The organism is Labrys monachus (assembly GCF_030814655.1).
GTDB lineage: Bacteria > Pseudomonadota > Alphaproteobacteria > Rhizobiales > Labraceae > Labrys > Labrys monacha.
On sequence record NZ_JAUSVK010000001.1, the window covers coordinates 4,497,333 to 4,521,496 of the forward strand.

Here is a 24,164-nt window from a genome sequence, read left to right on the forward strand (position 1 = left end):
GCATGAGGCGGGCCTTGGGGTCGGAAGCTCGGCCCTGCTGCATCTCGCCACGCTGGCAGAACGCGGCGTGGCGAGAGCAGATTGTTGCTACGATGCATTTTATCGATCGAAAAGCCTATCGGCTTTTCTGGAAGAGGCTCGAGCATCCACGCCGCCGAGCCGATGCCGGCCCGGCTCGGTACGCCCGGTATCTCAGAATTTGTAGTTCAAGCCGACCCGAACGATGTGCGCCCTGCTCGAGTCCTTCCAGGTCATGAACTCGCCGGGGTCTTCCGGATTTACGACGACATGATTCTTCTTGCCGAGATCGACATAAAGATACTCGGCCTTGATCGTGTTGTGGTCGGTGATGGCGTATTCGGCGCCGGCGCCGATCGTCCAGCCCCAGCGAACCTGGCTCTTCGAGCCGGAGAAGCCGCCGCTTCGGTCGAAGTCCGCATTTCCGCCGCCGCCCCACCAGTAGCCATATTCGTGCCAATTGTAATTGCCGCTGCTCTTCACCTGTCCATAGGCGAGGCCGCCCGTGGCATAGACGAGGAGCCGGTCGACCGGCGTGAAGCCGAAGCGGGGCCGAATGGTGCCGAACCATTCCGTCTTGCTTTCCGGCGTGAGATATTCACGGAGATGATAATTATAGTTCTGATCGCCAATGGGCTCGTAGATATCGGTGATGTCGTCCGCGAGATATTTGGTCTTCTGCCCGAGATAGTTGAAGTCGGCTTCGATACCGACGACGAACTGGCCGAACTGCTGGTTGTAGCCGAACTGCGCGCCCCCGGTGAATGAACCCCGCTTCGAATTGCGCTGACCCGAGAACCAGCCATTGGCGAAGGTCCCGACATACTCATGCTCAGTGTCGTAATAGGTCGGGTCCTTGATCTTGTCGGCGCCGTTCCAACCATATCCAGCGTTCACACCAGCATAAAAGCCCGTCCACGAAAAAGGCACGTAGATTGGAGCCACGGGCTCCGGGCTCTGCGCCGGCAAATCGGAAGCCATCGCGGGGCCGCCCACGGCGGCAACCGCAGCGAGAGCAGCAAGCAACTTACGCATTGAAATCCCCCAAGAAACTTATACCCTGCCAGCGACCAGCCGACGGTAGCATGCTGTAGAAAACTCAAGCATAGGCTGCAATCGCATCGGTACGTCAGCCATTTGCGGACGGAACGCCACCGCACGTTTCGGCCGCTTCTGTAGCGCACGTCCTCTCACCGGTTATGGCAGAGGAGATGGCCCTTGATTGTGCCGCTGGTGGACGACGCGCCGTTGTGGGGGCTGCGGCGGCAATCGGCGCGCAAATTCTTCTCAATCTTCAACGCAGTAAACTCGCCGGTTAAACACCTTGAGCCGCGCTCGCGTGCATTTTGCGCAGAAGCTCGCCGACGTTACCCGCGTGACTTGAGATGTTGCCCGTCACGCCATGCTCACGTCCATTCTCTTCCTTATCCCCGTAGCATGCCTCAAACGTCTGGAACGCCTCTGACCACGGTGAGATATCAATCTCCTGGATTGCCCCATAGGCATCGACTGCCACGTTGAAGATCGCCGGTTCAATATCCACGATCTGGCCGTACCACTTGAACGCTCCAGGGACGTCTCCAGGCGCCCGCTTCTGCCTCTTTGCCTGCGCTGCCTCACCCCAGCCGCGGCAACTGAATTGATCCTACCTGTCGGCCGGAATCGCTGAGGCAGGCGCGATGCGAGGCTCGGCCTGGGCGGAGCCGCACGATGGCAAGAGGATATACCGCCTCATAGGGCCTTTGCCGGCGGAGGTAGATCCAGCATCGTCTTTACTTCCCGCATCAGCATTCGCATGGAGCGGTGTACCTGCGGCTCGGGCAGAAGCCCGAAGTTGTGCAGTGTCAAAACGTGATCGACGCCCATGTCGCGGAGACGAAGCAGCTTTTCTGCAATGGTTTTAGGTGAACCGAAGAGTGCCAGGCCGCTTTCGATGATGTCGTCATAGACGGCACTCTTGGCGTAAAGACGGGTTGCAACGTAGCGGTCAAACGCCTCCGCGGCAATTTTCCGAGCCTCCGCGTCTGTTTCGGCAACATGGGTATGCATCGCGAGCGCGACCGCATTGCGATGGTCGGAGAGGCCGGCTTCTTCCCGGCCGCGACGGAACTCACCCATCATCTCCCCTATTGCTTCGAAGTCCTCGACCGAGGCGTAGGGAACGAAGAGCATGCGCCTGCTCTGCCGGCCAAGTTGATAGGCGGCTTCCTTACGCAAGATAGCGACAAAGACAGGAAGATCCTGCTGTATCGGAAAGACGTTGATACTTACCGAATCAAGGTCAATATAGGGCCCATGATGAGTAACCCGCTCGCCGTGAAGCAGGCGCATGACGAGGTCGAGATGTTCATCGAAGCGGTCGCGCTTGGTGGCTGCATCGACGCCATAGCCTGCGAATTCGTGTTTGAGGTAGCCGGACCCGACCCCAAGAGTAAGGCGCCCGTTGGACAGCACGTCAACCATCGAATAATTCTCGGCAATCGTCAGCGGATTATGAAAGGTTAGGATCGAGATGGCGGTGCCGAGCCGGAGGCGGGTCGTGCGCGCGGCAAGATGGGAAAGAAGAATTGCCGGATTGGGCACCGTGCCGTATTCATGAAAGTGATGTTCTGCGACGAAAAAAGTGTCATATCCAAGTCTTTCGGCAAGATCCGCTTGGCGCACGACCTCGGCGTAAAGCTCCTCGAGGGTGCGTTTCTGAGACGGATAGTGATCTTGGACAGAGAAGACGGATAGTTTCAAAGACCTGATCCTCGCAGCCATTCCGGGCGGCCAATTTAAGATCCTTCTGCTACCTCCGTGTTTCAGACAGCCCTATTCTCATTACAGATGAAATAATGAGCCCGGGTAGAAAAAGGGCATCATGCGCCTTTCGCAACCCGAAGCGTTCGGAATGTTGAGCACGCCGCCAAATCCAGCCTCCCAGTCCCTGCTTTTCCGGCGCTATCGAAACGGAGTGAGCGGGCTCGCTTCGATCTTCAATCCCGAGGCGCCGGCCTCCGCCGAGGCCCGCTTCACCCAATGCAATTTCATGATCGACCTGATCATCGAGACGATGGCGCCGGTGCTGCCGGCCGAGATCATCGCCGGCTCCTCGGCCTCGATCTCGTTCGCCTCCTATGCCGGCGTCCGCCTGGGCGGCGACTATTGGGTGTTCCTGGAGGTCAATGAAGGCGCCTATGGCGGCAGGCCGCACTCGGACGGGCCGGTTCGGCAATCCGCTGGAGCGCGATCCGCACAAGGTCCTCGACGACGTGCTCGACGGGTTCTGCTCGCCCGAAGACGCGCGCGAGATCTATGGCGTCGTGCTCGATCTGGAGAGCGAGACGGTGGATCTCGGCGGCACGCAGGCGCTGCGGCTGCAACGCGAAGGCCAGCTGCAGCGCCGGCCGCCGCCGCTGTCGCCCTGACGCGGCGGCGGTTCAGAAGACCGCCATCGACGGCGCCGCGGGGTTGTCCGGCGCCGACAGGCAGCCCTTTTCCATCTGCAGGATGCGGTCGGCCAGGCTCTCCATGAACTGGACGTTCTGCTCGACGAGGAGGATCGTCAGGCCGAGCCTCTTGCGAAGGTCGTGCAGGGTGTCGACGATCTCGTCGCGGATCGAGGGCTGCACGCCTTCGGTCGGTTCATCGAGGAGCAGCAGGCGCGGCTGGCCGCAAAGGCAGCGGGCGAGGGCCAGGATCTGCTGCTCCCCGCCGGACAGCACCCCGCCGGCCCGGTCGGCGATCGGCTTCAGCCGCGGGAACAGCGCCAGGAAGCCGTCGACGATGACCGGCGACCGACCGGACGCCAGCGCCGCCATCGCCATGTTTTCCCGAACGGTCAGCGCCGGAAAGATCTGCCGGCCCTGGGGAACGTAGCCGAGCCCGAGACGCGCGCGCCGATGCGGCGGCAAGCCGCCGATCTCCTGCCCGGCGAGGGCGATCCTGCCCCTCGTCAGCGGTATGTCGCCGCTGATCGCCTTGAGAAGCGTGCTCTTGCCCATGCCGTTATGGCCGAGAATGCCCAGGAACTCGCCCTCTTCGACGGCGAAGCCGACATTGCGCAGCACCCGCATCTGGCCGTAGCCCGCCTCGATGCCCGCCACCGTCAGAAGCGTCATGCCGCCTCCCTCCCCAGATAGACGTCGCGCACGCGCGCATCGGAGAGCACGGCGTCGGCCGGGCCCTCGACCAGCACCTTGCCGCGGTTGAACACGGTGACGATGCGGGCGATGCGCTGGATGAACTGCATGTCGTGCTCGACGATGATCACCGCGCCGGAGCGCGTCAGCTCGACGACGAGATCGGCGAGCCTCTCGACCTCCTCGCCGGTCATGCCCGCCGCCGGCTCGTCGAGCAGCACAAGGTCGGGCTGCGGCGCCACCACCATCGCCAGTTCGACGAGCTGGCGCTGGCCATGGGCGAGTTCGCCGACGAGGCGGTCGCGCAGATGCGCGATGCCCATGCGCTCCAGCGTCGCCGCGGCGCGCTGGCGGGCGAGGGAAGGCGGCAGCGTGCGGCCGGCGGCCAGGCCCACGCCCTTGCCGACGCTCAGGCCGGCGAACACGCTGGGAACCTGCGTCTTGAGCCCGAGGCCGAGCCTGGCGATGCGGGAAGCGGGCATGCCGACGATGCTGCGCCCTTTCAGAAGGACGTCGCCGGAACTCGGCCTGAGCTGTCCCGACAGCATCTTGAAGAAGGTGCTCTTGCCGGCGCCGTTGGGACCGATCAGGCAGCGCAGTTCGCCGTAGCGGACGCTGAGATCGACGCCGTCGACGGCGGTGACGCCGCCGAAGCGCATGGTGAGGTTGCGGGCTTCGATCAGCATGTCCTCGTTCATCGATTCGCTCCGCTGCCGTGCCGGCGGTCGCGGTCCGCCGCTGTGTTGGCCGCCACGATCTGCCGGGCCACGAACGGCCTCATCGCCGTCAGCCTGTCGAAGGCCGCCCCCGCCATGGGCAGCAGGCCCCTGCGCAGGACGAGCACGAAGACGGTGAGGACCACGCCGAGGATCAGGTTCGGATCGAGCCAGCCGCCGCCCGCATCCCCCACCGTGCCGAGATAGGTGGAGAGCATGAGCATCAGGAAGCAGCCGACCACCGGCCCGGCGAGGGTGCCGAGGCCGCCGACGATCACCCAGATGATGACCTGCCCGTTGGTCTGCAGATTGAACATGTTGGGGCTCACGAAGACGCAATTGGCGAAGAGCACGCCGCCGACCCCCGCCAGCGCGCCGGCGAAGACGAACAGGCCGAGCTTGTAGAGGCGGGAATCATAGCCCAGCAGCTCGGCCCGCAATTCGTTCTCGCGGATCGCGACGACGACCTGGCCGAAGCGCGTCGCGACCAGGAGCCTGCAGGCGACATAGGCGAGGAGGAGCGCCGCCATCGCCAGCACATAGATGCGCTCGGGCGGCAACGGGTTGTCGGGATCGCCCAGGGGCGTCAGGATCGGGGTTGACGGAATGCCGTTGAATCCCCCGAGCGGCGCCACCCCGATGGTCCATTCCTCGCCGGCCGTCTGGTTGAGGAAACGGTAGAGGATCAGCGACACCGTGAGCGTGATGACGCCGAGATAGACGTCGCTGATGCGGCCCCAGAACATGAAATAGCCGAGCACCGCCGCAGCCGCGGCCGCGACCGCCACCGCGATCATCGCCGCCATCGTGGTGTCGCCCAGATTGAGGGCGGCAACGGCATAGGCGTAGCCCCCGAGGCCGAAGAAGGCGGCCTGGCCGAAGCTCAGAATGCCGCCATAGCCCCAGATCAAAGCGAGCGACAAGGCGAGGACGGCGTAGCTCGCATAGACCGAGCCGTTGATCATCGTCGTCATGTCGCCCTGGGCCGGCACGACGAGGAAGGCGTAGAGCGCGCAGGCTGCGACGGCTCCAGCGCCCAATGCGCCCTTCAGCATCACAGCGACCTCCGGAAGAAGCGCCCGGTGATGCCCTGCGGCAGGAGCCGCAGCAGCAGCACCGCCGCAGCCAGCAGCGCGACCTCGCCGAGCACGGGGCTGAACGCGAAGGAGAACAGCGTGTTGATCGACCCGAGCAGGGTCGAGGCGGCGAGGGCGCCGGCGATGATCGCCGTGCCGCCCGAGATGACGGTGATGAAGGCCTTGGCGATATAGGCCGCGCCGATCGTCGGGACGACCCCGGTGATCGGCGAGATCAGGGCCCCGGCGAGCCCGGTCACCGCCGCCCCGATCGCGAAGGTGATCGAATAGACCCGGCCGGGATCGACGCCCAGGGCGGCCGCCATCACCCGGTTCTGCATCGTACCGCGCGCGAGCAGGCCGAACGAGGTCCGCCGCAGCACCAGCCAGCCCCCGCCATAGAGCCCGATCACCACCGCGACGAGGAAGAGCTCGTAGAGACCGATCGCATATTGGCCGACGGCGAGGCTGCCGAGCGGCGGCGATATGCCGGAGACGGTGTTGCCGAAGATCACCGTGACGAGCCCGATCAGAGCCAGGCTGATCCCCCAGGTGGCGAGCATGGTATCGATCATCCGGCCATAGAGGTGCCGGATCACCAGGCGTTCGAGCACGATGCCGATGGCGCCGACGACGGTCGGCGCCACCACGAACATCGCGAGCCACAGATTCACCCCTGCCCGGCTGGAGACGATCGCCGCATAGCCTCCCAGCATCAGGAACTCGCCATGGGCGAAGTTGATGACCCGCATCATGCCGAAGATGATGGCCAGCCCCGCGCAGATCAGCGCCAGGTTGGCGATGGTCACGGCGAGCTGGAGCAGGATGATGACGATGTGATCCATGAGCTTTTCCCGAATGAATGTCGCCCGAGCCCGCCTTGTCCGGGGGGCCGCGCTCAGATCTTGACGTCGATCACATATTGCTTGTTGTCGTTGGGGTGCGCCTTCAGGTTGCAGAAGGCGGCGGTGTCGGCCGGCGGCTGCTGGGCGTAGCTCTGGAGCACCTTGTATTTCCCGTCGCGCACCTCGGCGATGTAGACGTCGAGCGTGTCGTGATGGGTGGCCGCGTCGATCGTGGTCTTGCCGGCCGGCCCGGTGAAGGACAGCCCCGTCTCCAGCGCCGCGGTGACCTTCTCCCGGTCGACGGAGCCGGCCATGGTCGCCGCCTTCGCCCACAGGTTGACGGCATGGTAGGTCATCGCCGCGCCCTCGGTGAGGCCGTCCGCCTTCTCTCCGAAACGCTTGTAGTATCTGGCGAGAAACGCCTTGTTCTCCGGGGTGTCGATGCCGTCGAAATAGGCATAGGACACGATGATGCCGTTATGCTCCTGCGGCGAGGTCAGCACCTGCTCGTTGCCGATGCCGAAGGTGGTGGAGGCCATCGGTATCTTGTCCTTCATGCCCGCCGCCACCCATTGCCGGTAGAAGGAATTATGCGCCGCGCCGACGAGGACCGACATGATGATGTCCGGCTTCGCCGCCTGGATCTTGCGGATGGTCGGGCCGAAATCGCTGACGTCGAGGGGGAAGAAGTCGGTGGCGACGACGTCGCCGCCGTTTTCCGTCGCGAATTTCTTGATCCATTTGGCGGTGATCTGGCCGTAATTGTAGTCGGCGGCCAGCGTGTAGATCTTCTTGCCGTTGAAATGCTTCATGACGAAGGGCGTGAACTTCTCCAGCGTCTGCGCCGGGGTCGAGCCCATGCAGAAGATGTTGCGGTCGCATACGCCGCCCTCGTAGAGCAGGCTGTAGAAATACAGCGTGCGGAAGCGCTTCAGCGTCGGGCGCATGGCTTCGCGCGAGGCGGACAGGATGCCGCCGAACACCACGGCCGCCTTCTGCTTGGTGGCAGCCTCGGTGGCGTATTGGGTGTAGAGCTGCATGTTGGACTGGGGATCGTAGTTCACCAGGTCCAGCTTCCTGCCGAGCACGCCGCCGGCGGCGTTGATCTCCTCGACGGCCAAGGCGAGGCAGTTGATCATCGGCCGGCCATAGATGTCGATGCCGCCCGACGCATCATGGATGCCGGCGATCGGGATGGTCTCGGCCGCATAGGCGTTCCGGATATAGGCGGGCCCGAAGATGGCGGTCGCCGCCCCGAGCTTCATGAGAGTCCTGCGATCGATCTCGACCATTGCCGTGTTCCCTTCAGGGTTGTCTGGATGCAAATGGCTGACCAGTCCGCGGATGCGAATGGCCGCTCTTCTTGTGGTGCCCCGGGCGTTTCCGATGGAGACTGTTGTAGGAGCCGGACGCTCTGGCGGCGCCGGCGGCGCGGCGACCCCTGCAGGTCGCCGCGCGCGGCAGATCAGGCGACTTTGAGGGTGATCGAGGCGTCCTTGCCGTCGGCGATGCTCTTGCCCCAATAGGGCACGGTGCGGCGCATCAGCATGGCGCGGAACTGGCGGGTGGTCTCGGGCAGCAATTCGCCCGAGCCCCAATTGACGATGACGCCATGCGCGCGGATCAAATCGAGCATGTCGAGATCGCCGGCGCGATAGCGCGACGCGATCTCCGCCGCATCCTGCTGCAGCCATTTGAGGCGGTTGGCGCGGATATAGGCACGCTTGACCGCGCTCGCCTCGTGATCGACCTCGTAATGAGCGAGGTCCGCGTCGACCTCGCGGATGACGACGCCGTAATCCTTGGCCGCCCGCTCGATCGAGACATAGCCGTCGGCGACGTCCTCGCACACCATCGCCTCGTCGCGCTCCAGGGGATCGCCGAGGCCGCCGCCGCCCGCCGACGGACGCGAGACGATGTCGCCGGCTTCGAGCGGCACGTTGGAGAACAGCGAGCCGAGATAGCGCTCGTTCTCGACGCCCTGGTTGACCCAGACGCCGTGCGGGATCGACGGCAGCCCGCCCCACAGGCCCCAGGTGATCGAACGCTCGCGGTCGCAGCAATAGGAGGCGACGGTGCGGTCGATCTTGGTGAGGATCACGCCCTTCTCGACGCCCATGCCGCCGCGGAATTCGCCTGGCCCGCCGGAATCGGCCCGCAATTCGTGGCAGGTGGTGAGAACCGGGGCGAGGCGCTCCTGCCCTTCGAAGGGCTGCGTGCCGAGCTGGACGCCGAAGACCGGTCCGGTCGCGGCCCAGCCGTCCCGGCCGTTGCGCGCGCCCCAGCCGCCGACCATCCAGTCATACCACATGAAGTATTGGTGGCCGGGCTGGCGTCCGTCGCGCCCCCCGATCAGGAGGTAGTCGAGGTTGAAGGTGCAGGCCATGGCCCGCTCGGGCAGGATCTCGGCCCAGAGTTCGAAGATCGAGTTCATGATCTTCTCGAACGGCCCGGAACAGAAGCCGGCGACCGGCGTCGGCCAGGCGGCGTTGACGACCGACCCTTCCGGCCCGAGATCGACGGTGACGACCCGGTAGAAGCCGGAATTCAGCGGGATCTCGGGGAACTGCATCTTGGTGCCCGCGACGATGGCCGCGAAGGATCCGCCGAAGCAGGCATTGAGGAAGCTCGATATCGACTTGGGATGCGACTTCGACAGGTCGTAATGGACCTGGTCGCCCTTGATCGTCATCTTGATGCGGATCGGGACGAGCCCCTCCCCGGCGCCCGGGTCGACATCGATATAGTCCTCGGTTTCCCACACGCCGTCGGGCAGCGCCGCCACCCGCTGGCGCGTCAGCACCTCGACATAGTCCTGCACCGCGCCGAAGGACTTCTTGATGACGTCGAGGCCGTATTTCTCGACGAGGCGGCAGATCTCCTGCTCGGCCACCTTGGTGGCCTCGGCCTGCGCCTGCATGTCGCCGATGATGTCGGCGGGCGCGCGGGTGTTGGACGCGATCAGCCGGCAGACATCGTCGAGGCACTGGCCCTTGCTCCACACCCGCGTCGGGGTGATGCGCAATCCCTCGGCCATGTGGTCGATGGCGTTGACGTTGAAGGAGCCGGGGACGGCGCCGCCGACATCGGCCCAATGGCCGTTGGCCTGGGAAAAGCCGAGCAGCTCGCCCTTGTAGAACATCGGACGTACGATGCGGGTGTCGTTGAAATGCGTGCCGCCCTGATAGACGTCGTTGACGACGAAGACGTCGCCGGGATGGATGTCGCCCTTGAAGTTGTTGATCACGGCCTTGGCCGTGTAATGCAGCGTGCCGACATGGGCGGCGATATCGCCCGACCCCTGCATGATCGTATCGCCGTTGACGTCGCACAGCGCCGACGAAAAATCGCGCGAATAGATGACGAAGGAATAGCAGGTGCGGAAGATCTGCTCCGCCATCTGATCGACGATGTTGACATAGGCGTTCTTGAGAACCTCGAACGTCACCGGGTCGAGGCCGTTGTCATGGGTTGCCATGGCTGGATGTTCCCTATCCGAAAGGAATGTTCTGGGTCAGGCCTGCGGGATGTGCATCGCGATGGTGAGCGAGCGATCGACTTCCGCCGTCACGCCGGGCGGCACGATGATGGTGGAATCGAGCTGGTCGATGACGGCCGGCCCGGCCACCTTCATGCCGGCCTGAAGGGTTGCCCGGTCGTAGACCGGCGTCTCGACCGCCTCCGGCAATTCGTCGAAGCGGACGAGGCGCGTGCCCGCCGGCACCGCCGGCGCGTCGACCGGATCGAATTCGGCGAAGCGGGCCTTGGGCGTCAGGCCGGTGGCGATCACGCTGACGCGGTAGACTTCCACCGGTGCGCCGGGACGGGAGTAATTGTGCTCGCGGCCATGCTCGTGGTGGAAGGTGGCGATGGCCTCCTCCAGCGAAAGGACGGGGGCCGAAAGCCCGATCGACAGCGCCCGCCACTGGCCGAGATAGCGCATGTCGATCTTGCGCTGGAACACCATGCGGTCATCGGGCACGCCCTCGTTCCTGAGGCGCTCGCGCCCTTCGATCTCGAGCGCGCGATAGGTCGCCTCGAGATCGTCGATGTTCACGTCGTCCGTCTTCGACAGATACATCTGGGTGACGTCGTGCTGGATATCGACCAGCAGGCAGCCGAGGGCCGAGGTGACGCCCGGATTGGGCGGCACGAGCACCACCGGGATCGACAGGTCCCTGGCGAGGGCGGCGCCATGGAGCGGCCCGGCGCCGCCGAAGGCGACGAGGGCGAAATCGCGCGGGTCGTAGCCGCGGCGGATCGACAGCAGGCGCACGGCATCGGCCATGTTGGCGTTGGCGACCTTGAGGACGGCGAGCGCCGCATCCTCCACCGACATGCCGAGCGGCTCGGCGACGCCCTTGCGGATGGCCTCGGTCGCCAGCGTCTTGTCGAGCGAGACCTTGCCGCCGGCCAGGTTGTCGCTCAGCCGGCCGAGCACGACATTGGCGTCGCAATTGGTCGGGTTGGTGCCGCCGCGGCCGTAGCAGGCCGGCCCCGGCGTCGAGCCGGCCGATTGCGGCCCGTTGCGCAGCGATTTGGCGGCGTCGATCCAGGCGAGCGAGCCGCCGCCCGCGCCGATGGTCAGCACCTCGATCGAGGGAAAGCAGATGGGATAGCCATATTCGACATACCATTCCTTGGTGATGCGCAGATTGCCGTTGTCGCACAGCGACACGTCGGTGGAGGTGCCGCCCATGTCGAGGCCGATGGAGTTCTTGAAGCCGGCATGCTCGGCGACGAAGCGGCTGGCGATGGCGCCGGCGGCGATACCCGAGGCGGACAGGCGCGCCGCATATTGCTCGGCCGTCTTGGCCGTCATCACGCCGCCGCCGGAATGGAGCAGCAGCACGTCCTCCTTGTAGCCGCCCTCCTTCATGCGCCCTTCGAGCCGCCGGGCGTAGGAGCCGACGACCGGCGCCAGCACCGCATTGGCGACGGTGGTCGAGAAGCGTTCATGCTCGAAGATCTCCGGCATGATGTCGCTGGAGAGCGAGATGGTCGCGTCGGGGATCTCGGCGGCGAGGATGTCGCGCATCCTCTGCTCGTTCTTCGGATTGATGAAGGCGTTGGCGAAGCAGATCGCCACCGTCTTCACCCCGCGCTTGCCGACGATGCGGGCGAGGTCGCGGGCTTCCTCCTCGTTCAGCGGCGTGACGATCACGCCGGCATAGTCGGTGCGCTCGGTGACGACGAGACGGTCGCGACGGCGGATATAGGGCTTGGCCATCTCCTTGTAGGTGTCCCAGAGATCGTCGCGGTTGCCGCGGCGGATCTCGATGGTGTCGCGGAAGCCCTTGGTGGTGATCATCACCGCCGGCGGAAAGCGGCGGGTGATCAGCGCGTTGGTCGCCAGCGTCGTGCCGTGCGAGAACAGGACGAGGTCGTTGAGATCGACGCCGCCCGCCTCGATGCCGGCCAGCACGCCCTCGATCGGGTCGGGCGTGGTCGGCACCTTCGCCACATGCATGCGGCCCGAGCTCTCGTTGAGCACGCAGATATCGGTGAAGGTACCGCCGACGTCGCAGGCGACGCGCACCGCCCGCTCCGAAAGTTCGCTTCCAGTCGTCATCGTTCGCTCCTCTGGCGCAGCTTCGCCGCGTCCTTGACCCGGATGCGCACCCGCCGGGCGCCGCATCGCGAAAACGAAAAAGCCACCGCCAGCAGTCAGCTGGTGGTGGCTCCCTTAGCCATGACCCGATCGCGACAACGTTGGCGCGGACGGATCGAATGTGACACCCCGGGACCTGCCCGGAGCCTGATTCAGCGCCTAGGCGCCGAAGAAACCGCTTGCCTCAATGATCGCAGCACACACCGCTTCAATCGTTGTCCTCTTCGACATCGCATGTGCGCGAATTGTATCGTAGGCTTCCTGCTCCGTGATCCCGCGCCGGGACATAAGAATAGATTTGGCCTGTTCGACTTGCTTCAAGCCGACCAACCGGGCCTCTAGCTTTCCTATTCTTTCAGATGAAGATTTTATTCTGTCAGTGAGCGTATGAGCGATAATCATGCTTGTCAAGAGCCCAAATGGACGAATCGGCTTGGTGATGACGGCTTTCGTGCCGGCACGCGCCACCGCCTCGATCACGGCGGGGCTCTCGAACTCGACGATGGCGATGAGGGTCAGCGCCGGCCGCTCCGCCAGGACCTTGAGCAGGGCATTCGTCAACGTGTCCTGCCGGAAGAGCACGAAGGCGATATGGGTGTCGGAGGGGATGTCGTCCTGGGGCGGCCAGACCGCCTCCACCCGGCAGCCGATGCGCCGGACCTGGGCGACCAGCTCGTCGCATTCGCGATCCTTGGGATGAAAGACCAGCACGCGGACGCTGCGGATGTCGCGGAGGGGTTTGAGCACGGACCCTATCCCGTCTTGCCGAGCATGGCGACGGGCGAGACGGGATCCCAGTCGGCCAGGCTGTGGTTGATCAGATAGGGGTCCGGCTTCACGGCGGCCGCGCTCTCCTCGACGATGGCGAACTGCCCGTCGGCCTCGACCCGGCCGATGCGGGGCCACAGATAGAAGTGGCCATTGTCGGGATCGAGCCGGATCGGCCCTTGCGGCGCCTCGAACGTCGTCCTCGCCAATTCGGCACGCAGGGCGTCGGCATCGAGGGAGTGCTGGCGGCCGGCGGCGGCGAGCACCATATGGGTCAGGCCATAGGCCGTCTCCGCCATCGCGTTGACGCTTTCATGCGCGCCGAATCGCGCCTTGTAGGCCCGGACGAAGCGCCTGTTGGCCTCGGTCGAGACCGATTGGAAATAGGTGGCGGCGGTGAGATGGCCTTCGGCCAGGCCCGGCGGCATCAAGGCCAGTTCCGCCTCGGTGATGGTGAGGCTCGCCATCGCGGCATGGGCGGGAATGTCGGCGTCCCTGCACAGCGCGTAGAACAGGCTCGCCGCCTCGCCGACCACGGTGCAGAACACCACGTCCGGCCGCTTCGCCTTGATGTCGTCGACGATGGCCGCGAGCTCGCGGCGCTGGGCATCGAGCTTCACATAGCGCTCGGCCAGGACCTGCCCCTTCTGCTCGGCGACCAGCGTCATCATCACGCGGTTGGATTCGATCGGGAAGGTGTAGCGGGTGCCGACGAGATAGAAGCGCTTGCCGCGGTTGGCCATGAGGTGACGCGCGAGGAGCAGGATGTGCTGGTTCGGCACGGCGCCGCCATAGATGACGTTGGGCGAATATTCGAAACCTTCATAGGGCGCGGCATAAGCGAGGATGGCGCCGCGGCGCTCGACCACCGGCACCACCGCCTGACGGGTGTTCGTCATGTAGCAGCCGATCAGCAGGGAGACATGGTCCTCGTCGAGGAGATGCTCCGCGACCCGGGCGAAGCGCGTCGGATCCGACTGCGCGTCATAGGTGCGGGCGACGATCTCCCGCCCGCCGACGCCGCCTGCGGCATTCGCCTCCTCGATGGCAAGCAGCGTGGCGTTCAGCTGCGTCCGCTCGACATAGGCGGTCGGTCCGGTTTGCGAGTAGAGCGCCCCGACAAGGAGCGGGCTGTGATCAGATCCCAAGGCCATCGTCCCACCAAAAACAAAAAGAGGCTCTCGCGGGCGGAACCCGGCGAGAGCCTCTTTGCTCTTGAACGGAAAGCTACGGGCCGGACCGGCTTCCGTCAAGGCCCCTGGCAAAGCCCGCCGGGCCGCAGGCCGGTGGCGCGAGGCGGCGCGACCGGACAAAAAGCGGCGCGGCTTATTTCACGCTTGACAAATGCGTTGATCTAGAAGAGCCTATTTTTAGTGCGCAAGGCAAGGATGCCTATTTAAGCGCCAGATCTGGTCACATTTCCAACGGGCCGATGCTCCCGCATCGGCAGAGGTTGGCGGCACAGACGCCCACGGCATACCGGCCGCTGGGCGTTTTTTGTTTTGGAATAGGCTTATGTCGGCAATGCAGCATCGCATCGGGGTAATGTTCTCCACGACCGGTTCCTACAGCGTGGTCGCCCGTTCCATGCTGAACGGCGCCCTGCTGGCCTTCGAGGAGATATCGCGTTCCTTCCCGGATCTGCGGCTCGAGCCCGTGGTGGTGAACCCCGGCGGGGATCTCGCCCGCTATGCCGAGCTGAGCCGGCAGATGGCCGGCGACGGCATCCGCCACGTCATCGGCTGCTACACCTCGTCCAGCCGCAAGGAAGTCATCCCCTGCTTCGAAAAGCACGATGCCCTGCTCTGGTATCCCTCGCATTACGAAGGCTTCGAGACCTCCAACAACGTCATCTACACCGGCGCCTCGCCGAACCAGCACGTGCTGCCGCTGGTCGGGCACATGCTGGCCAATATCGGCCCGAACGCCTTCTGCGTCGGCTCCAACTACATCTGGGCCTGGGAGAACAACCGCATCTTCCGCGAGGCCATGACGGCGCAGGGCGGCAGGGTGCTGGCGGAACGCTATGTCGCGGTCGGCGACACCGAATTCAGCCAGGTCGTCGAGGCCATCCTGGCGGTGCGGCCCGATTTCGTGTTCAACAACCTCATCGGCGAGAGCGCCTATGCCTTCTTCCGGGCGTTCCGGTCGGCCTGCCGGGCTCGCGGCATCGACCAGGCGGCGGCGATTCCCATCGCCAGCTGCACGCTGTCCGAGCCGGAGCTGGAGGAGATCGGCGCCGACATGGTCGACGGCCATCTGAGCTCCAGCGTCTATTTCTCCTCGCTGCCGACGCCGGCCAACCGGGCCTTCACCGCGGCCTATGAAAGGGCCTTTCCCGCCGGTCCCGCCACCTCGGCGGATGCGGAGGCCTCCTATATCGCGGTGCTGCTGCTGGCCCGCGCCCTGGCGGCGGCGGGGACGGACGAGGTGTTCGCGGTCAAGGAGGCGGTGACGCGCCAGAGGCTGGCGGCGCCGCAGGGCGACGTGTGGATCGACCCGCAGACCTTCCATGCCTGGCTGACGCCGCGCATCGGCCGTTCGAACCGCTCGGCGCGCTTCGACGTGATCGTCGCGGAACCGGGGCCGATCCGGCCCGATCCCTATCTCGTGCAATCGTCGCCGCGCTATGCGGTCGCCTCCCGTACGCCGCATTTGAGGGTCGCAAAGTGATGACGTCCCGGCTTCTCCAGAACTTCAACGGCGGCAAGGCCCTGATCGTCACGACCAACCGCACGGCCGTCGAGGCGCTCGAGGCGACGCTGGCGAAACTGGGCGTGGCCAGCGAGTTTCCCGCCATCGAGGAGGGCCGCGTCACCCTCGACCTCACCGGCCTGAAGGCGGAACGCGACATCCTCTTCGTCGACGGCGATCTCGACGGCACGCTGCCGATGGAATCCGACGCCGATTCCCGCTGTCCGCCGGTGCCGGTGATCGGGCTGGTCGGGGTCGAGGCGCCGAGCCGGCTCAAGCGCCTGATCAATGTCGGGGCGACCGCCTTCCTGCGCAAGCCGGTGCACAGCGCGGCCGTCTACACGGCGCTGTTCCTCGGCGTGAACCAGTTCCTGCTGCGCAGCGGCATGCAGAGCCGTCTCGACGACATGGAGCGGCGGCGGCGCGGCCGCCGCTCGGTGATCAAGGCCGTGCTGGCCCTGATGACGGAGAGCGGCGTCGACGACGACGAAGCCTATAACCGCCTGCGGCGCGAGAGCATGCGCCTTAGGGTCAGCCTGGAAGAATACTGCGAGGAGTTCCTCGGCAGGTGGGCGGCGACGCCCAGAGTGACGGCCCCCGAAGGGCCGCCCGGCCAGCGCGCCGGGGCAAAATAAACGTCGACAGAGGAGAATTCACATGACTGGGAAGACCATCAGGGGGCTGCGTGCCGCAGCCCTCACGGGGACGCTTTTGCTCGGCGCGAGCCAGGCCCTGGCCGCCGATCCGATCAAGCTCGGCGTGCTGGAGGATCAGTCCGGCGATTTCGCCGTCGCCACCATCGGCAAGGTGCACGCGATCCAGCTGGCCGCCGACGAGATCAACGCCAAGGGCGGCATCGCCGGGCGCCCGCTGGAGCTGGTGATCTACGACACGCAGTCCGACAATACCCGCTATCAGGAATTCATGCGCCGCGTGCTGCAGCGCGACAAGGTCGACGCGGTGTTCGCCGGCTTCTCCTCCGCCTCCCGCGAAGCCTATCGGCCGATCGTCGACCAGCTGGACGGGTTCGCCTTCTACAACAACCAGTATGAAGGCGGCGTCTGCGACGCCCACATGGTCGTCACCGGCGCCGTGCCCGAGCAGCAATTCTCCACCCTCATCCCCTGGATGATGCAGAAATACGGCAAGAAGGTCTACACGCTCGCCGCCGACTATAATTTCGGCCAGATCTCCGCCGAATGGGTGCGCAACATCGTCAAGGAGAACGGCGGCGAAATGGCGGGCGAGGAATTCATCCCGCTCGGCGTGTCGCAGTTCTCCCAGTCGATCCAGAACATCCAGAAGGCCAAGCCGGATTTCGTGGTGACGCTGCTGGTCGGCACCGCCCAGGCCTCCTATTACGAGCAGGCCGCCGCGGCGAATGTCGGCCTGCCCATGGCGTCCTCGGTGAATGTCGGCCAGGGCTACGAGCACAAGCGCTTCAAGCCGCCGAGCCTGAAGGACATGTACGTCACCACCAACTACATCGAGGAGATCGACTCGCCCTCCAGCAAGGCCTTCGTCGCCAAGTTCAAGGCGAAGTTCCCGAACGAGCCCTATGTCAACCAGGAGGCCGAGAACTCCTATCTCGCCGTCTATCTCTACAAGCAGATGGTCGAGCGCGCCAACGGCTCCACCAAGCGTGACGACCTGCGCAAGATCATCGCGCAGGGCGATGTCTGCATGGACGCGCCCGAGGGCAAGGTCTGCCTCGATCCCAAGAGCCAGCACATGTCCCACACGATCTATCTCGCCAAGGTCGGCGCGGATCACTCCATCACCTTCCCCAAGGTGTGGGAGAACATCAAGCCCTATTGGCTCGGCGATGCCGGCTGCGACCTGACCAAGAACGACCCGGAAGCGCAGTACACGCCGTCCAATCCCCCGCCGAAATCCTGAGTCGGGTCCTCCCCCGATCCGGCCCGGACGGGCCGCCGCCTCCCCGGCGGCGGCCCGCGCGGGACCCGGCCCGCCTTGCCCGCCGCATGGATCTCGAACCCAGGGTTGCCCTCTCCATGGCTGTCGCCACGCTCGCCTTTTCCCCGCTCTACCAGTTCGGCGACGCCTTCGCCTTCCTGGTGCTCTCCGCCTGCGGCCTGGCCGTCATCTTCGGCATGATGGGCGTGATCAATCTCGCCCATGGCGAATTCATCATGTGCGGAGCCTATGTCAGCGTCTCCGCCGCGCATGCCGGCCTCCCCCTCCCCTTCGCCATCCTCGTCGGCGCCCTGGCCGCGGCGGCGGTGGGCGCCCTGGTCGAGATCGTCATCATCCGCCACCTCTACCAGCGTCCGCTCGATACGATCGTGGCGACCTGGGGCCTCAGCCTGATCGCCACGCAGAGCACGCTGATCGTGCTCGGCTCGACCATGATGGGTGTCGGCACGCCGTTCGGCAGCTTCCAGATGGGCGGCTACTCCTATTCGCTCTATCGCGTCGTGCTGTTCTTCATGGCGCTCGTGGTGCTCGCGGGCCTCTATGCCCTGTTCAACTGGACGCGCTTCGGGGTAATGGCCCGCGCCACCATCCAGGTGCCCCACATGGCCGCCGCGCTCGGCATCGACACGCGCCTCGTCTACAGCCTCACCTTCGCCCTCGGGGCCGGCCTGGCGGGGCTCGCCGGCGGGCTCTACGCGCCGACGATGACGCTGGTGCCCACCATGGGCACCACCTTCATCATGGAGGCCTTCGTCACCGTGGTGGTCGGCGGCGCGGACGTCTTCCTCGGCACGGCGCCGGCCGCCGCCGTCCTCGCCGTCGTCAAATCGACCATGACCTCCTGGCAGGGACAGCTCTTCGGCCAGATCGGGCTGCTGATCGCCGTCATCGTCGTGATCCGGGTGCTGCCCAAGGGCATTTCCGGCTTCATCCTGCGCGAACGCGCCTGACATGCAGGGACCCGCACACATGAATGGCTTCCTGCGCTTCATCGGCCGCCTGCAGGGCCCGCAGACGATGGGAAGGGGTCCGGTGTTCTGGATCGGCTTCCTGGCGGTGCTGGCCGCGGCCTGCGCCTATCCCGCCGTCAGCGACGGCTATACGGTCGGCAACACCGTCTATTTCTTCACCTGGGTGTTCATGGCCCTCGGCCTCAGCCTGATCTGGGGCTATGGCGGCGCCCTGAGCTTCGGGCAGACCGCCTTCTTCGGCATCGCCGGCTATGGCTACGGCATCCTCACCATCGATTTCGGCGCCGGCTACGGCTTCACCCTCGCCGCTGTGGTGCTGGCCGTGGCGCTCGCCGCGCTGTTCGCGGCGCTGCTCGGCTATTTCCTCTATTTCGGCCGCATCACCGGCGTCTTCCTCGGCATCGTCACGCTCTCGGTGACCCTGGTGCTCGAACGCTTCATGGCGCAGACCGCCGGCCCGGAATGGCATGTCGGCAAGGCGCGCCTCAACGGCTTCAACGGCATGAGCGGCATGCCGCCCCTCACCATTCCCTGGCCGGGCGGCAGCCTCGTGCTCTTCCCCGACATCGGGCTCTATTACGTCGTGCTCGGCCTGCTCGTGATCACCTATCTCGGCCTGCGCATCCTCGTGAACTCGCGCTTCGGCAATGTGCTGGTGGCGATACGCGAGAACCCGGAGCGGGCGGAAATGCTCGGCTACGACATCCGCAAATACCAGCTCGGCACCTTCGTGATCGGCGCCGCGCTCGCCGGGCTTTCCGGCGTCCTCTACACCGGCTGGGGCCAATATATCACGCCGTCCAGCATGGGCATGACGGCGGCGGCGCTGCCCATCATCTGGGTCGCCGTCGGCGGGCGCTCCGACCTCACCGCCGCCCTCGTCGGCACCCTGGTGGTGCTCTGGGCCTTCCAGACCCTCACCATCTACGGCAGCCAATATGCCCTCGTCGTCATGGGCCTGCTGCTGGTGGTGACGGTGCTGTTCGCCCCGCGCGGACTCGTGCTGTCCGGGGCCGACCTGCTGGGCCGGCTGCTGCGCCGACGCAAGGAAGGAGGCACGTGATGCCGATGCTCGAGACGCGTGGCCTCAACAAGCATTTCGGCGGCCTGCATGTCACCGACAATGTCGACCTCCGGCTCGAGGCCGGGGAGGTGCATTGCCTGATCGGACCCAACGGCGCCGGCAAGAGCACCCTGTTCCGCCTCATTCTCGGCGAGCATGCGCCGAGCAGCGGAACGATCCTGCTCGGGGGCGAGGACATCACCGGCCTGAAGCCGTTCCAGCGCATCCGCCGCGGCATGAGCGTGAAATTCCAGGTGCCCGGCATCTTCAAGGCGCTCAGCGTCCGCCAGAACCTGGAGATCGCCATGCAGCATCATTTCGAGCCCGCCGCCCTGGCGCGCGAGATCGACCGCCTGCTGGACTTCCTCAAGCTCGCGGCGGAAGCGGGCCAGCACGCCGGCAATCTCAGCCATGGCCAGAAGCAATGGCTGGAGATCGGCATGGCGATCAGCCTCAAGCCCCGCCTCCTGCTGCTGGACGAGCCGACGGCGGGCATGTCGCCCGAAGAAACGCACGCCACCGGCGAGATGGTGCAGCGCCTGAATGCCGACGGCATGACCGTGCTGGCGGTCGAGCACGACATGGCCTTCGTCCGCCAGGTCGCCCACAAGGTCACCGTCCTCCATCTCGGGCAGGTCTTCGCCCAGGGATCGATCGACGAGATCGTCGCGGACGAGCGCGTCGCCGCCATCTATCTGGGGCAAGCCCATGCGTAAAGAAGTGCTGCTTTCCACGCTGGGACTGCGCGCCGGCTATGGCGGCAAGCCCGTCCTGCAGGGCCTCGACCTGGAGGTGCGCGAGGGCGAGATCGTCGCCGTCATCGGCCGCAACGGCGTGGGCAAGTCCACGCTGATGAAGAGCCTGATCGGCCTCGTCCCCGCCACGGAGGGCTCGGTCATCTATCGCGGCACCTCGATCGATGCCCTCTCCGCCCACAAGCGGGCGCGGCTCGGCATCGGCTACGTGCCGCAGGGGCGCGACGTCTTCCCCCGCCTGACGGTGGCCGAGAACATCGCCGTCGGGGCGATGCGCCATCGCGGCGCCGCCGACAAGGAGCGGATCCTCGACTATTTCCCCATCCTGCGCGAGCGCTGGAGCCAGCGCGCCGGCACGATGTCGGGCGGCCAGCAGCAGCAGCTGGCCATCGGGCGCGTGCTCGTCGCCGATCCCTCCCTGATCCTGCTGGACGAACCCTCGGAGGGCATCCAGCCCAACATCGTCCAGGACATCGCCCGCATCATGGTCGAACTCAACCGGGCGACCGGCGTCACCATCGTCCTCGTCGAGCAGAACATCGACATGATCCGGGCCATGGCCCAGCGCTGCTACGTCATGGACAAGGGCCGCATCGTGGCCTCGCTCGACCGGGAAGCCCTGGCGGATGGCGAGGCCATGCGCCGCCATCTCGCCGTGTGAATTCGAACGAAAGAAGGAGAAGACGATGTCACCGACCGAAACGCCCTGGCTCGATCAGTCCATCATGGCCCGCAAGGGCCTCGCCAAGGGCCGCGCGGGATCGGCCCATACGATCACCGAGGCCGAGCAAGGCAAGTATCATTACGTCTACGGGCCCTATGTCGACCCGGTGCTGACCGTCGATCCCGGCGCGGTGATCTCGGCCGAAACCCACGACGCCTTCGAAGGCAGCATCCAGCACGAGACCGACAAGCCGACTCAGATCCTCAATTTCCCCTATCTCAACCCGCAGAACGGCCCGATCTTCGTCAACGGCGCCGAGAAGGGCGATACGCTCGCGGTCTATATCCAGAGCATCGTGCCACGCGGGCCGCAGCCGCGCGGCACGACCCTCATCATGCCCGAGTTCGGCGGCCTGGTCGCGACCGGCGACACCGCCATGCTCAACGCGCCGCTGCCCGAACGGGTGAAGAAGCTCCACATCGACGCCGAGACCGGCACGAAATGGAACGACAAGATCACCCTGCCCTATGAGCCGTTCATCGGCACGATCGGCACCTCGCCGGAGATCGAGGCGATCTCGGCGCTGCAGCCCGACTATTACGGCGGCAACATGGACCTGCCGGATGTCGGCGTCGGCGCCGTGATCTATTTGCCCGTCAACACCAAGGGGGCCCTGCTCTATCTCGGCGACTGCCACGCCGCCCAGGGCGACGGCGAGCTCTGCGGCGTCGCCATCGAGCACCCGACCGTCACCACCGTGCAGGTCGACCTCATCAAGGGCTGGCCGATCCGGTGGCCGCGGCTGGAAACCAGGGACTTCATCATGACCATCGGCTCCTCGCGGCCGATGGAGGATGCGGCCCGCATCGCCTATCGCGAGCTGGTGCGCTGGATGGCGGCCGATTACGGCTTCGAGGACATCGAGGCCTATATGCTGCTCACCCAGGCCGGGCGGGTGCGGCTCGGCAACATGGTGGACCCGAAGTACACGCTCGGCGCCTCGATCAAGAAGTCGTTCCTGGCCTGAGGCGAACGCCCTCTCCGTCGCCGGGAGACGCCCCCACGGCTCGCGCGACCGCGTGCGAGCCCTCCCCTGAACCCATCCGTGTTGCAACGGCACGCCGCCCGGAGCGGGGCGGGTGCCGAACGCCCGGACGCGCCCGGAAAGTCCCGACGCCATGCTTCACAAGGTCGCCACCATCCAGTTCGAACCGACGATGTTCGAGAAGGAACGCAACGTCTCGCGCCTGCTGGCCCTGGCGAGGGAGGCGGCCGAGGCCGGCGCCCGCCTGATCGTGACGCCGGAAATGGGCACGACGGGCTATTGCTGGTTCGACCGGGCCGAAGTCGCGCCTTTCGTCGAGACCGTTCCCGGCCCGACCACCGGGCGCTTCGAGGCGATCGCCCGCGCGCATGGATGCTACATCGTGATCGGCCTGCCGGAGGTCGATCCCTCGACCGGCCTCTATTACAACGCGGCGGTGCTGATCGGGCCGGAGGGCGTGGTCGGCACGCATCGCAAGACCCATCCCTATATCGCGGAGCCGAAATGGTCCGCGCCGGGCGATTTCGGGCACCAGGTCTTCGACACGCCCATCGGCCGCATCGCCCTCCTGATCTGCATGGACATCCATTTCATCGAGACCGCGCGGCTCGTCGCGCTCGAAGGGGCGGACGTCATCTGCCACATCTCCAACTGGCTGGCCGAGCGCACGCCCGCGCCCTACTGGATCAGTCGCGCCTTCGAGAACGGCTGCTATCTGATCGAGTCCAACCGCTGGGGGCTGGAGCGCACGGTCCAGTTCAGCGGCGGAAGCTGCGTGATCGAGCCCGACGGCACGATCGCCGCCGTCATCGACGGCGGCGACGGCATCGCCTATGCGACGATCGACCTGGCCCGGGCCCGCCGCCGCGCCGTGCTCGGACAGCCGGTGTTCGAACAGCGTCGGCCCGAGCTCTACAAGGAATTGGCGACCACCACCTATAGCTGGAACCCGCTCGATTTCTTCGGCCTCTACGGCCACCGCCCCCTGCCCCCGGGGCGCAGGTCCCGGGTCGCCGTCGCGCAGTTCGCGCCCGGCGGCGACGTCACCGCCAATCTCGCCGCAATCGAGGACATGGCGGTCGCCGCCCGCCGCGTCGAGAAGGCGGACCTCGTCGTCTTTCCCGAGCGCGCCGTCACCGGCCCCGGCGGCGACGCCGCGGAACCTCTCTCGGGCGCCGCCGTCGGGCGGCTGCTCGCCATCGCGGCCCGCGAGGGGCTCTATATCGTGGCTGGCCTGGCGGAACGCGACGGCGAGCACGTCCACAACACCGCGGTGCTCGTCGGCCCGGAGGGGCTGGTCGGACGCTACCGCCAGATCCATGTCGACGGCGAAAGCCGGGCCTGGGCGACGCCGGGCGAGGACTGGCAGGTCTTCGACACCCGTCTCGGCCGCATCGGGCTGCTGGTCGGCCATGATGCGCTGTTCCCGGAATCGGCGCGCATCCTGTCCCTGCGGGGATGCGACCTCGTCGCCTGCCCGGCGGCGATCCGGGGACGGTTCCATGGCGGGCATGCCGGATCGGCCGTGGGCCAGAACTACCCGATCCCGACAGGGGCGGACCCCGACCATTGGCATCACTTCCGGGCGCGGGCGGGCGAGAACAACCTCTTCCTCGCCTTCGCCAATGTCGCGGACGAGGCGGGCGGCTTCCCCGGCAAGAGCGGCGTGTTCGGCCCCGACACGTTCGAGTTTCCGCGCCGCGAGGCGATCGCGGCTGCCGGCGCCTCGCTGGCCTGCGCCGAGATCGACACCACCAATCTCGACAGCCGTTATCCCACCAATGTCGTGCGGCGCAAGGACCTGATGGCCATGCGCCTGCCCCACCATTATCCCGCTTTGGTGCGGCCGATGGCGTGAGCGCATGGATGCCCGGTG

Annotated in this window: 23 protein-coding genes and 1 pseudogene; 11 read left to right on the forward strand and 13 right to left on the reverse strand. The window is 65.8% G+C overall.

Annotated elements, in window-relative coordinates; genetic code table 11:
* Nucleotides 1–192 precede the first annotated feature (192 nt).
* The 4 genes from J3R73_RS20555 to J3R73_RS20570 all read right to left on the reverse strand — a co-directional run bounded on the left by J3R73_RS20555 (nucleotide 193) and on the right by J3R73_RS20570 (nucleotide 3,102).
* Nucleotides 193–1,053, reverse strand: coding sequence for an outer membrane protein (locus J3R73_RS20555; protein ID WP_307431131.1), 861 nt, complete (start codon nucleotides 1,051–1,053; stop codon nucleotides 193–195).
* 280 nt (nucleotides 1,054–1,333) lie between these two features.
* Nucleotides 1,334–1,561, reverse strand: a complete 228-nt coding sequence (locus J3R73_RS20560; protein WP_307431133.1) for a hypothetical protein — start codon at nucleotides 1,559–1,561, stop codon at nucleotides 1,334–1,336.
* Nucleotides 1,562–1,749: 188 nt separating this feature from the next.
* Nucleotides 1,750–2,760: an LLM class flavin-dependent oxidoreductase gene (locus J3R73_RS20565; protein ID WP_307431134.1), complete on the reverse strand. Its 1,011-nt coding sequence runs from the start codon at nucleotides 2,758–2,760 to the stop codon at nucleotides 1,750–1,752.
* Between the two features lie 201 nt (nucleotides 2,761–2,961).
* Entirely contained in the window at nucleotides 2,962–3,102 is a 141-nt protein-coding gene (locus J3R73_RS20570; protein WP_307431135.1) for a hypothetical protein, read from the reverse strand.
* On the opposite strand from J3R73_RS20570, the pseudogene J3R73_RS31560 reads away from it, so the two are divergent.
* Nucleotides 3,050–3,169 (forward strand): annotated as a pseudogene (locus J3R73_RS31560) (hypothetical protein); the annotation flags it as partial. The gene J3R73_RS20570 and the pseudogene J3R73_RS31560 sit on opposite strands and share 53 nt — an antisense overlap.
* A 16-nt stretch (nucleotides 3,170–3,185) precedes the next feature.
* Nucleotides 3,186–3,428 (forward strand): hypothetical protein, encoded by a 243-nt coding sequence (locus tag J3R73_RS20575; RefSeq protein ID WP_307431138.1) that lies wholly within the window; start codon nucleotides 3,186–3,188, stop codon nucleotides 3,426–3,428.
* A 12-nt stretch (nucleotides 3,429–3,440) separates the two neighbouring features.
* Here the strand turns inward: J3R73_RS20575 and J3R73_RS20580 are convergent, their stop codons facing one another.
* The 9 genes from J3R73_RS20580 to J3R73_RS20620 all read right to left on the reverse strand — a co-directional run bounded on the left by J3R73_RS20580 (nucleotide 3,441) and on the right by J3R73_RS20620 (nucleotide 14,312).
* Nucleotides 3,441–4,121 (reverse strand): ABC transporter ATP-binding protein, encoded by a 681-nt coding sequence (locus tag J3R73_RS20580; protein ID WP_307431141.1) that lies wholly within the window; start codon nucleotides 4,119–4,121, stop codon nucleotides 3,441–3,443.
* Entirely contained in the window at nucleotides 4,118–4,840 is a 723-nt protein-coding gene (locus tag J3R73_RS20585) for an ABC transporter ATP-binding protein (protein ID WP_307431144.1), read from the reverse strand. Before J3R73_RS20585 ends, J3R73_RS20580 begins: the two co-directional genes overlap by 4 nt.
* A complete protein-coding gene (locus tag J3R73_RS20590; RefSeq protein ID WP_307431147.1) occupies nucleotides 4,837–5,913 on the reverse strand; it encodes a branched-chain amino acid ABC transporter permease in 1,077 nt (358 codons plus the stop codon). Before J3R73_RS20590 ends, J3R73_RS20585 begins: the two co-directional genes overlap by 4 nt.
* Nucleotides 5,913–6,779 carry a branched-chain amino acid ABC transporter permease gene (locus J3R73_RS20595; protein ID WP_307431149.1) on the reverse strand — a complete coding sequence of 289 codons (867 nt, stop codon included), beginning with the start codon at nucleotides 6,777–6,779 and terminating at the stop codon, nucleotides 5,913–5,915. Before J3R73_RS20595 ends, J3R73_RS20590 begins: the two co-directional genes overlap by 1 nt.
* 53 nt (nucleotides 6,780–6,832) lie before the next feature.
* Nucleotides 6,833–8,071 (reverse strand): urea ABC transporter substrate-binding protein, encoded by a 1,239-nt coding sequence (locus J3R73_RS20600; protein WP_307431152.1) that lies wholly within the window; start codon nucleotides 8,069–8,071, stop codon nucleotides 6,833–6,835.
* Between the two features lie 173 nt (nucleotides 8,072–8,244).
* On the reverse strand, nucleotides 8,245–10,257 hold the full coding sequence (locus tag J3R73_RS20605; RefSeq protein WP_307431155.1) for a hydantoinase B/oxoprolinase family protein: 2,013 nt from the start codon (nucleotides 10,255–10,257) through the stop codon (nucleotides 8,245–8,247).
* A 36-nt stretch (nucleotides 10,258–10,293) separates the two neighbouring features.
* On the reverse strand, nucleotides 10,294–12,351 hold the full coding sequence (locus tag J3R73_RS20610; protein ID WP_307431158.1) for a hydantoinase/oxoprolinase family protein: 2,058 nt from the start codon (nucleotides 12,349–12,351) through the stop codon (nucleotides 10,294–10,296).
* A gap of 198 nt (nucleotides 12,352–12,549) precedes the next feature.
* Nucleotides 12,550–13,137 carry an ANTAR domain-containing response regulator gene (locus J3R73_RS20615; RefSeq protein WP_307431161.1) on the reverse strand — a complete coding sequence of 196 codons (588 nt, stop codon included), beginning with the start codon at nucleotides 13,135–13,137 and terminating at the stop codon, nucleotides 12,550–12,552.
* A 5-nt stretch (nucleotides 13,138–13,142) separates the two neighbouring features.
* Entirely contained in the window at nucleotides 13,143–14,312 is a 1,170-nt protein-coding gene (locus tag J3R73_RS20620; RefSeq protein ID WP_307431165.1) for a transporter substrate-binding domain-containing protein, read from the reverse strand.
* A 361-nt stretch (nucleotides 14,313–14,673) separates the two neighbouring features.
* On the opposite strand from J3R73_RS20620, the gene J3R73_RS20625 reads away from it, so the two are divergent.
* The 9 genes from J3R73_RS20625 (at nucleotide 14,674) to J3R73_RS20665 (ending at nucleotide 24,146) form a co-directional block, all read left to right on the forward strand.
* Complete coding sequence (locus J3R73_RS20625; protein ID WP_307431168.1) at nucleotides 14,674–15,831, forward strand: transporter substrate-binding domain-containing protein; 1,158 nt, start codon at nucleotides 14,674–14,676, stop codon at nucleotides 15,829–15,831.
* Nucleotides 15,831–16,487, forward strand: coding sequence for an ANTAR domain-containing response regulator (locus J3R73_RS20630; RefSeq protein ID WP_307431172.1), 657 nt, complete (start codon nucleotides 15,831–15,833; stop codon nucleotides 16,485–16,487). Before J3R73_RS20625 ends, J3R73_RS20630 begins: the two co-directional genes overlap by 1 nt.
* 22 nt (nucleotides 16,488–16,509) lie before the next feature.
* Nucleotides 16,510–17,751 (forward strand): urea ABC transporter substrate-binding protein, encoded by a 1,242-nt coding sequence (locus J3R73_RS20635; protein WP_307431175.1) that lies wholly within the window; start codon nucleotides 16,510–16,512, stop codon nucleotides 17,749–17,751.
* A gap of 116 nt (nucleotides 17,752–17,867) precedes the next feature.
* Entirely contained in the window at nucleotides 17,868–18,740 is an 873-nt protein-coding gene (locus J3R73_RS20640) for an ABC transporter permease subunit (protein WP_307431179.1), read from the forward strand.
* A 19-nt stretch (nucleotides 18,741–18,759) separates the two neighbouring features.
* Nucleotides 18,760–19,824 (forward strand): branched-chain amino acid ABC transporter permease, encoded by a 1,065-nt coding sequence (locus J3R73_RS20645; RefSeq protein WP_307431182.1) that lies wholly within the window; start codon nucleotides 18,760–18,762, stop codon nucleotides 19,822–19,824.
* Nucleotides 19,824–20,540 (forward strand): ABC transporter ATP-binding protein, encoded by a 717-nt coding sequence (locus J3R73_RS20650; RefSeq protein ID WP_307431186.1) that lies wholly within the window; start codon nucleotides 19,824–19,826, stop codon nucleotides 20,538–20,540. Before J3R73_RS20645 ends, J3R73_RS20650 begins: the two co-directional genes overlap by 1 nt.
* Nucleotides 20,533–21,240, forward strand: coding sequence for an ABC transporter ATP-binding protein (locus J3R73_RS20655; protein WP_307431189.1), 708 nt, complete (start codon nucleotides 20,533–20,535; stop codon nucleotides 21,238–21,240). The genes J3R73_RS20650 and J3R73_RS20655 overlap by 8 nt, the downstream gene beginning before the upstream one ends.
* 25 nt (nucleotides 21,241–21,265) lie before the next feature.
* A complete protein-coding gene (locus J3R73_RS20660) occupies nucleotides 21,266–22,270 on the forward strand; it encodes an acetamidase/formamidase family protein (protein ID WP_307431192.1) in 1,005 nt (334 codons plus the stop codon).
* A gap of 151 nt (nucleotides 22,271–22,421) precedes the next feature.
* Nucleotides 22,422–24,146: a nitrilase-related carbon-nitrogen hydrolase gene (locus J3R73_RS20665; protein WP_307431196.1), complete on the forward strand. Its 1,725-nt coding sequence runs from the start codon at nucleotides 22,422–22,424 to the stop codon at nucleotides 24,144–24,146.
* Nucleotides 24,147–24,164: the final 18 nt, after the last annotated feature.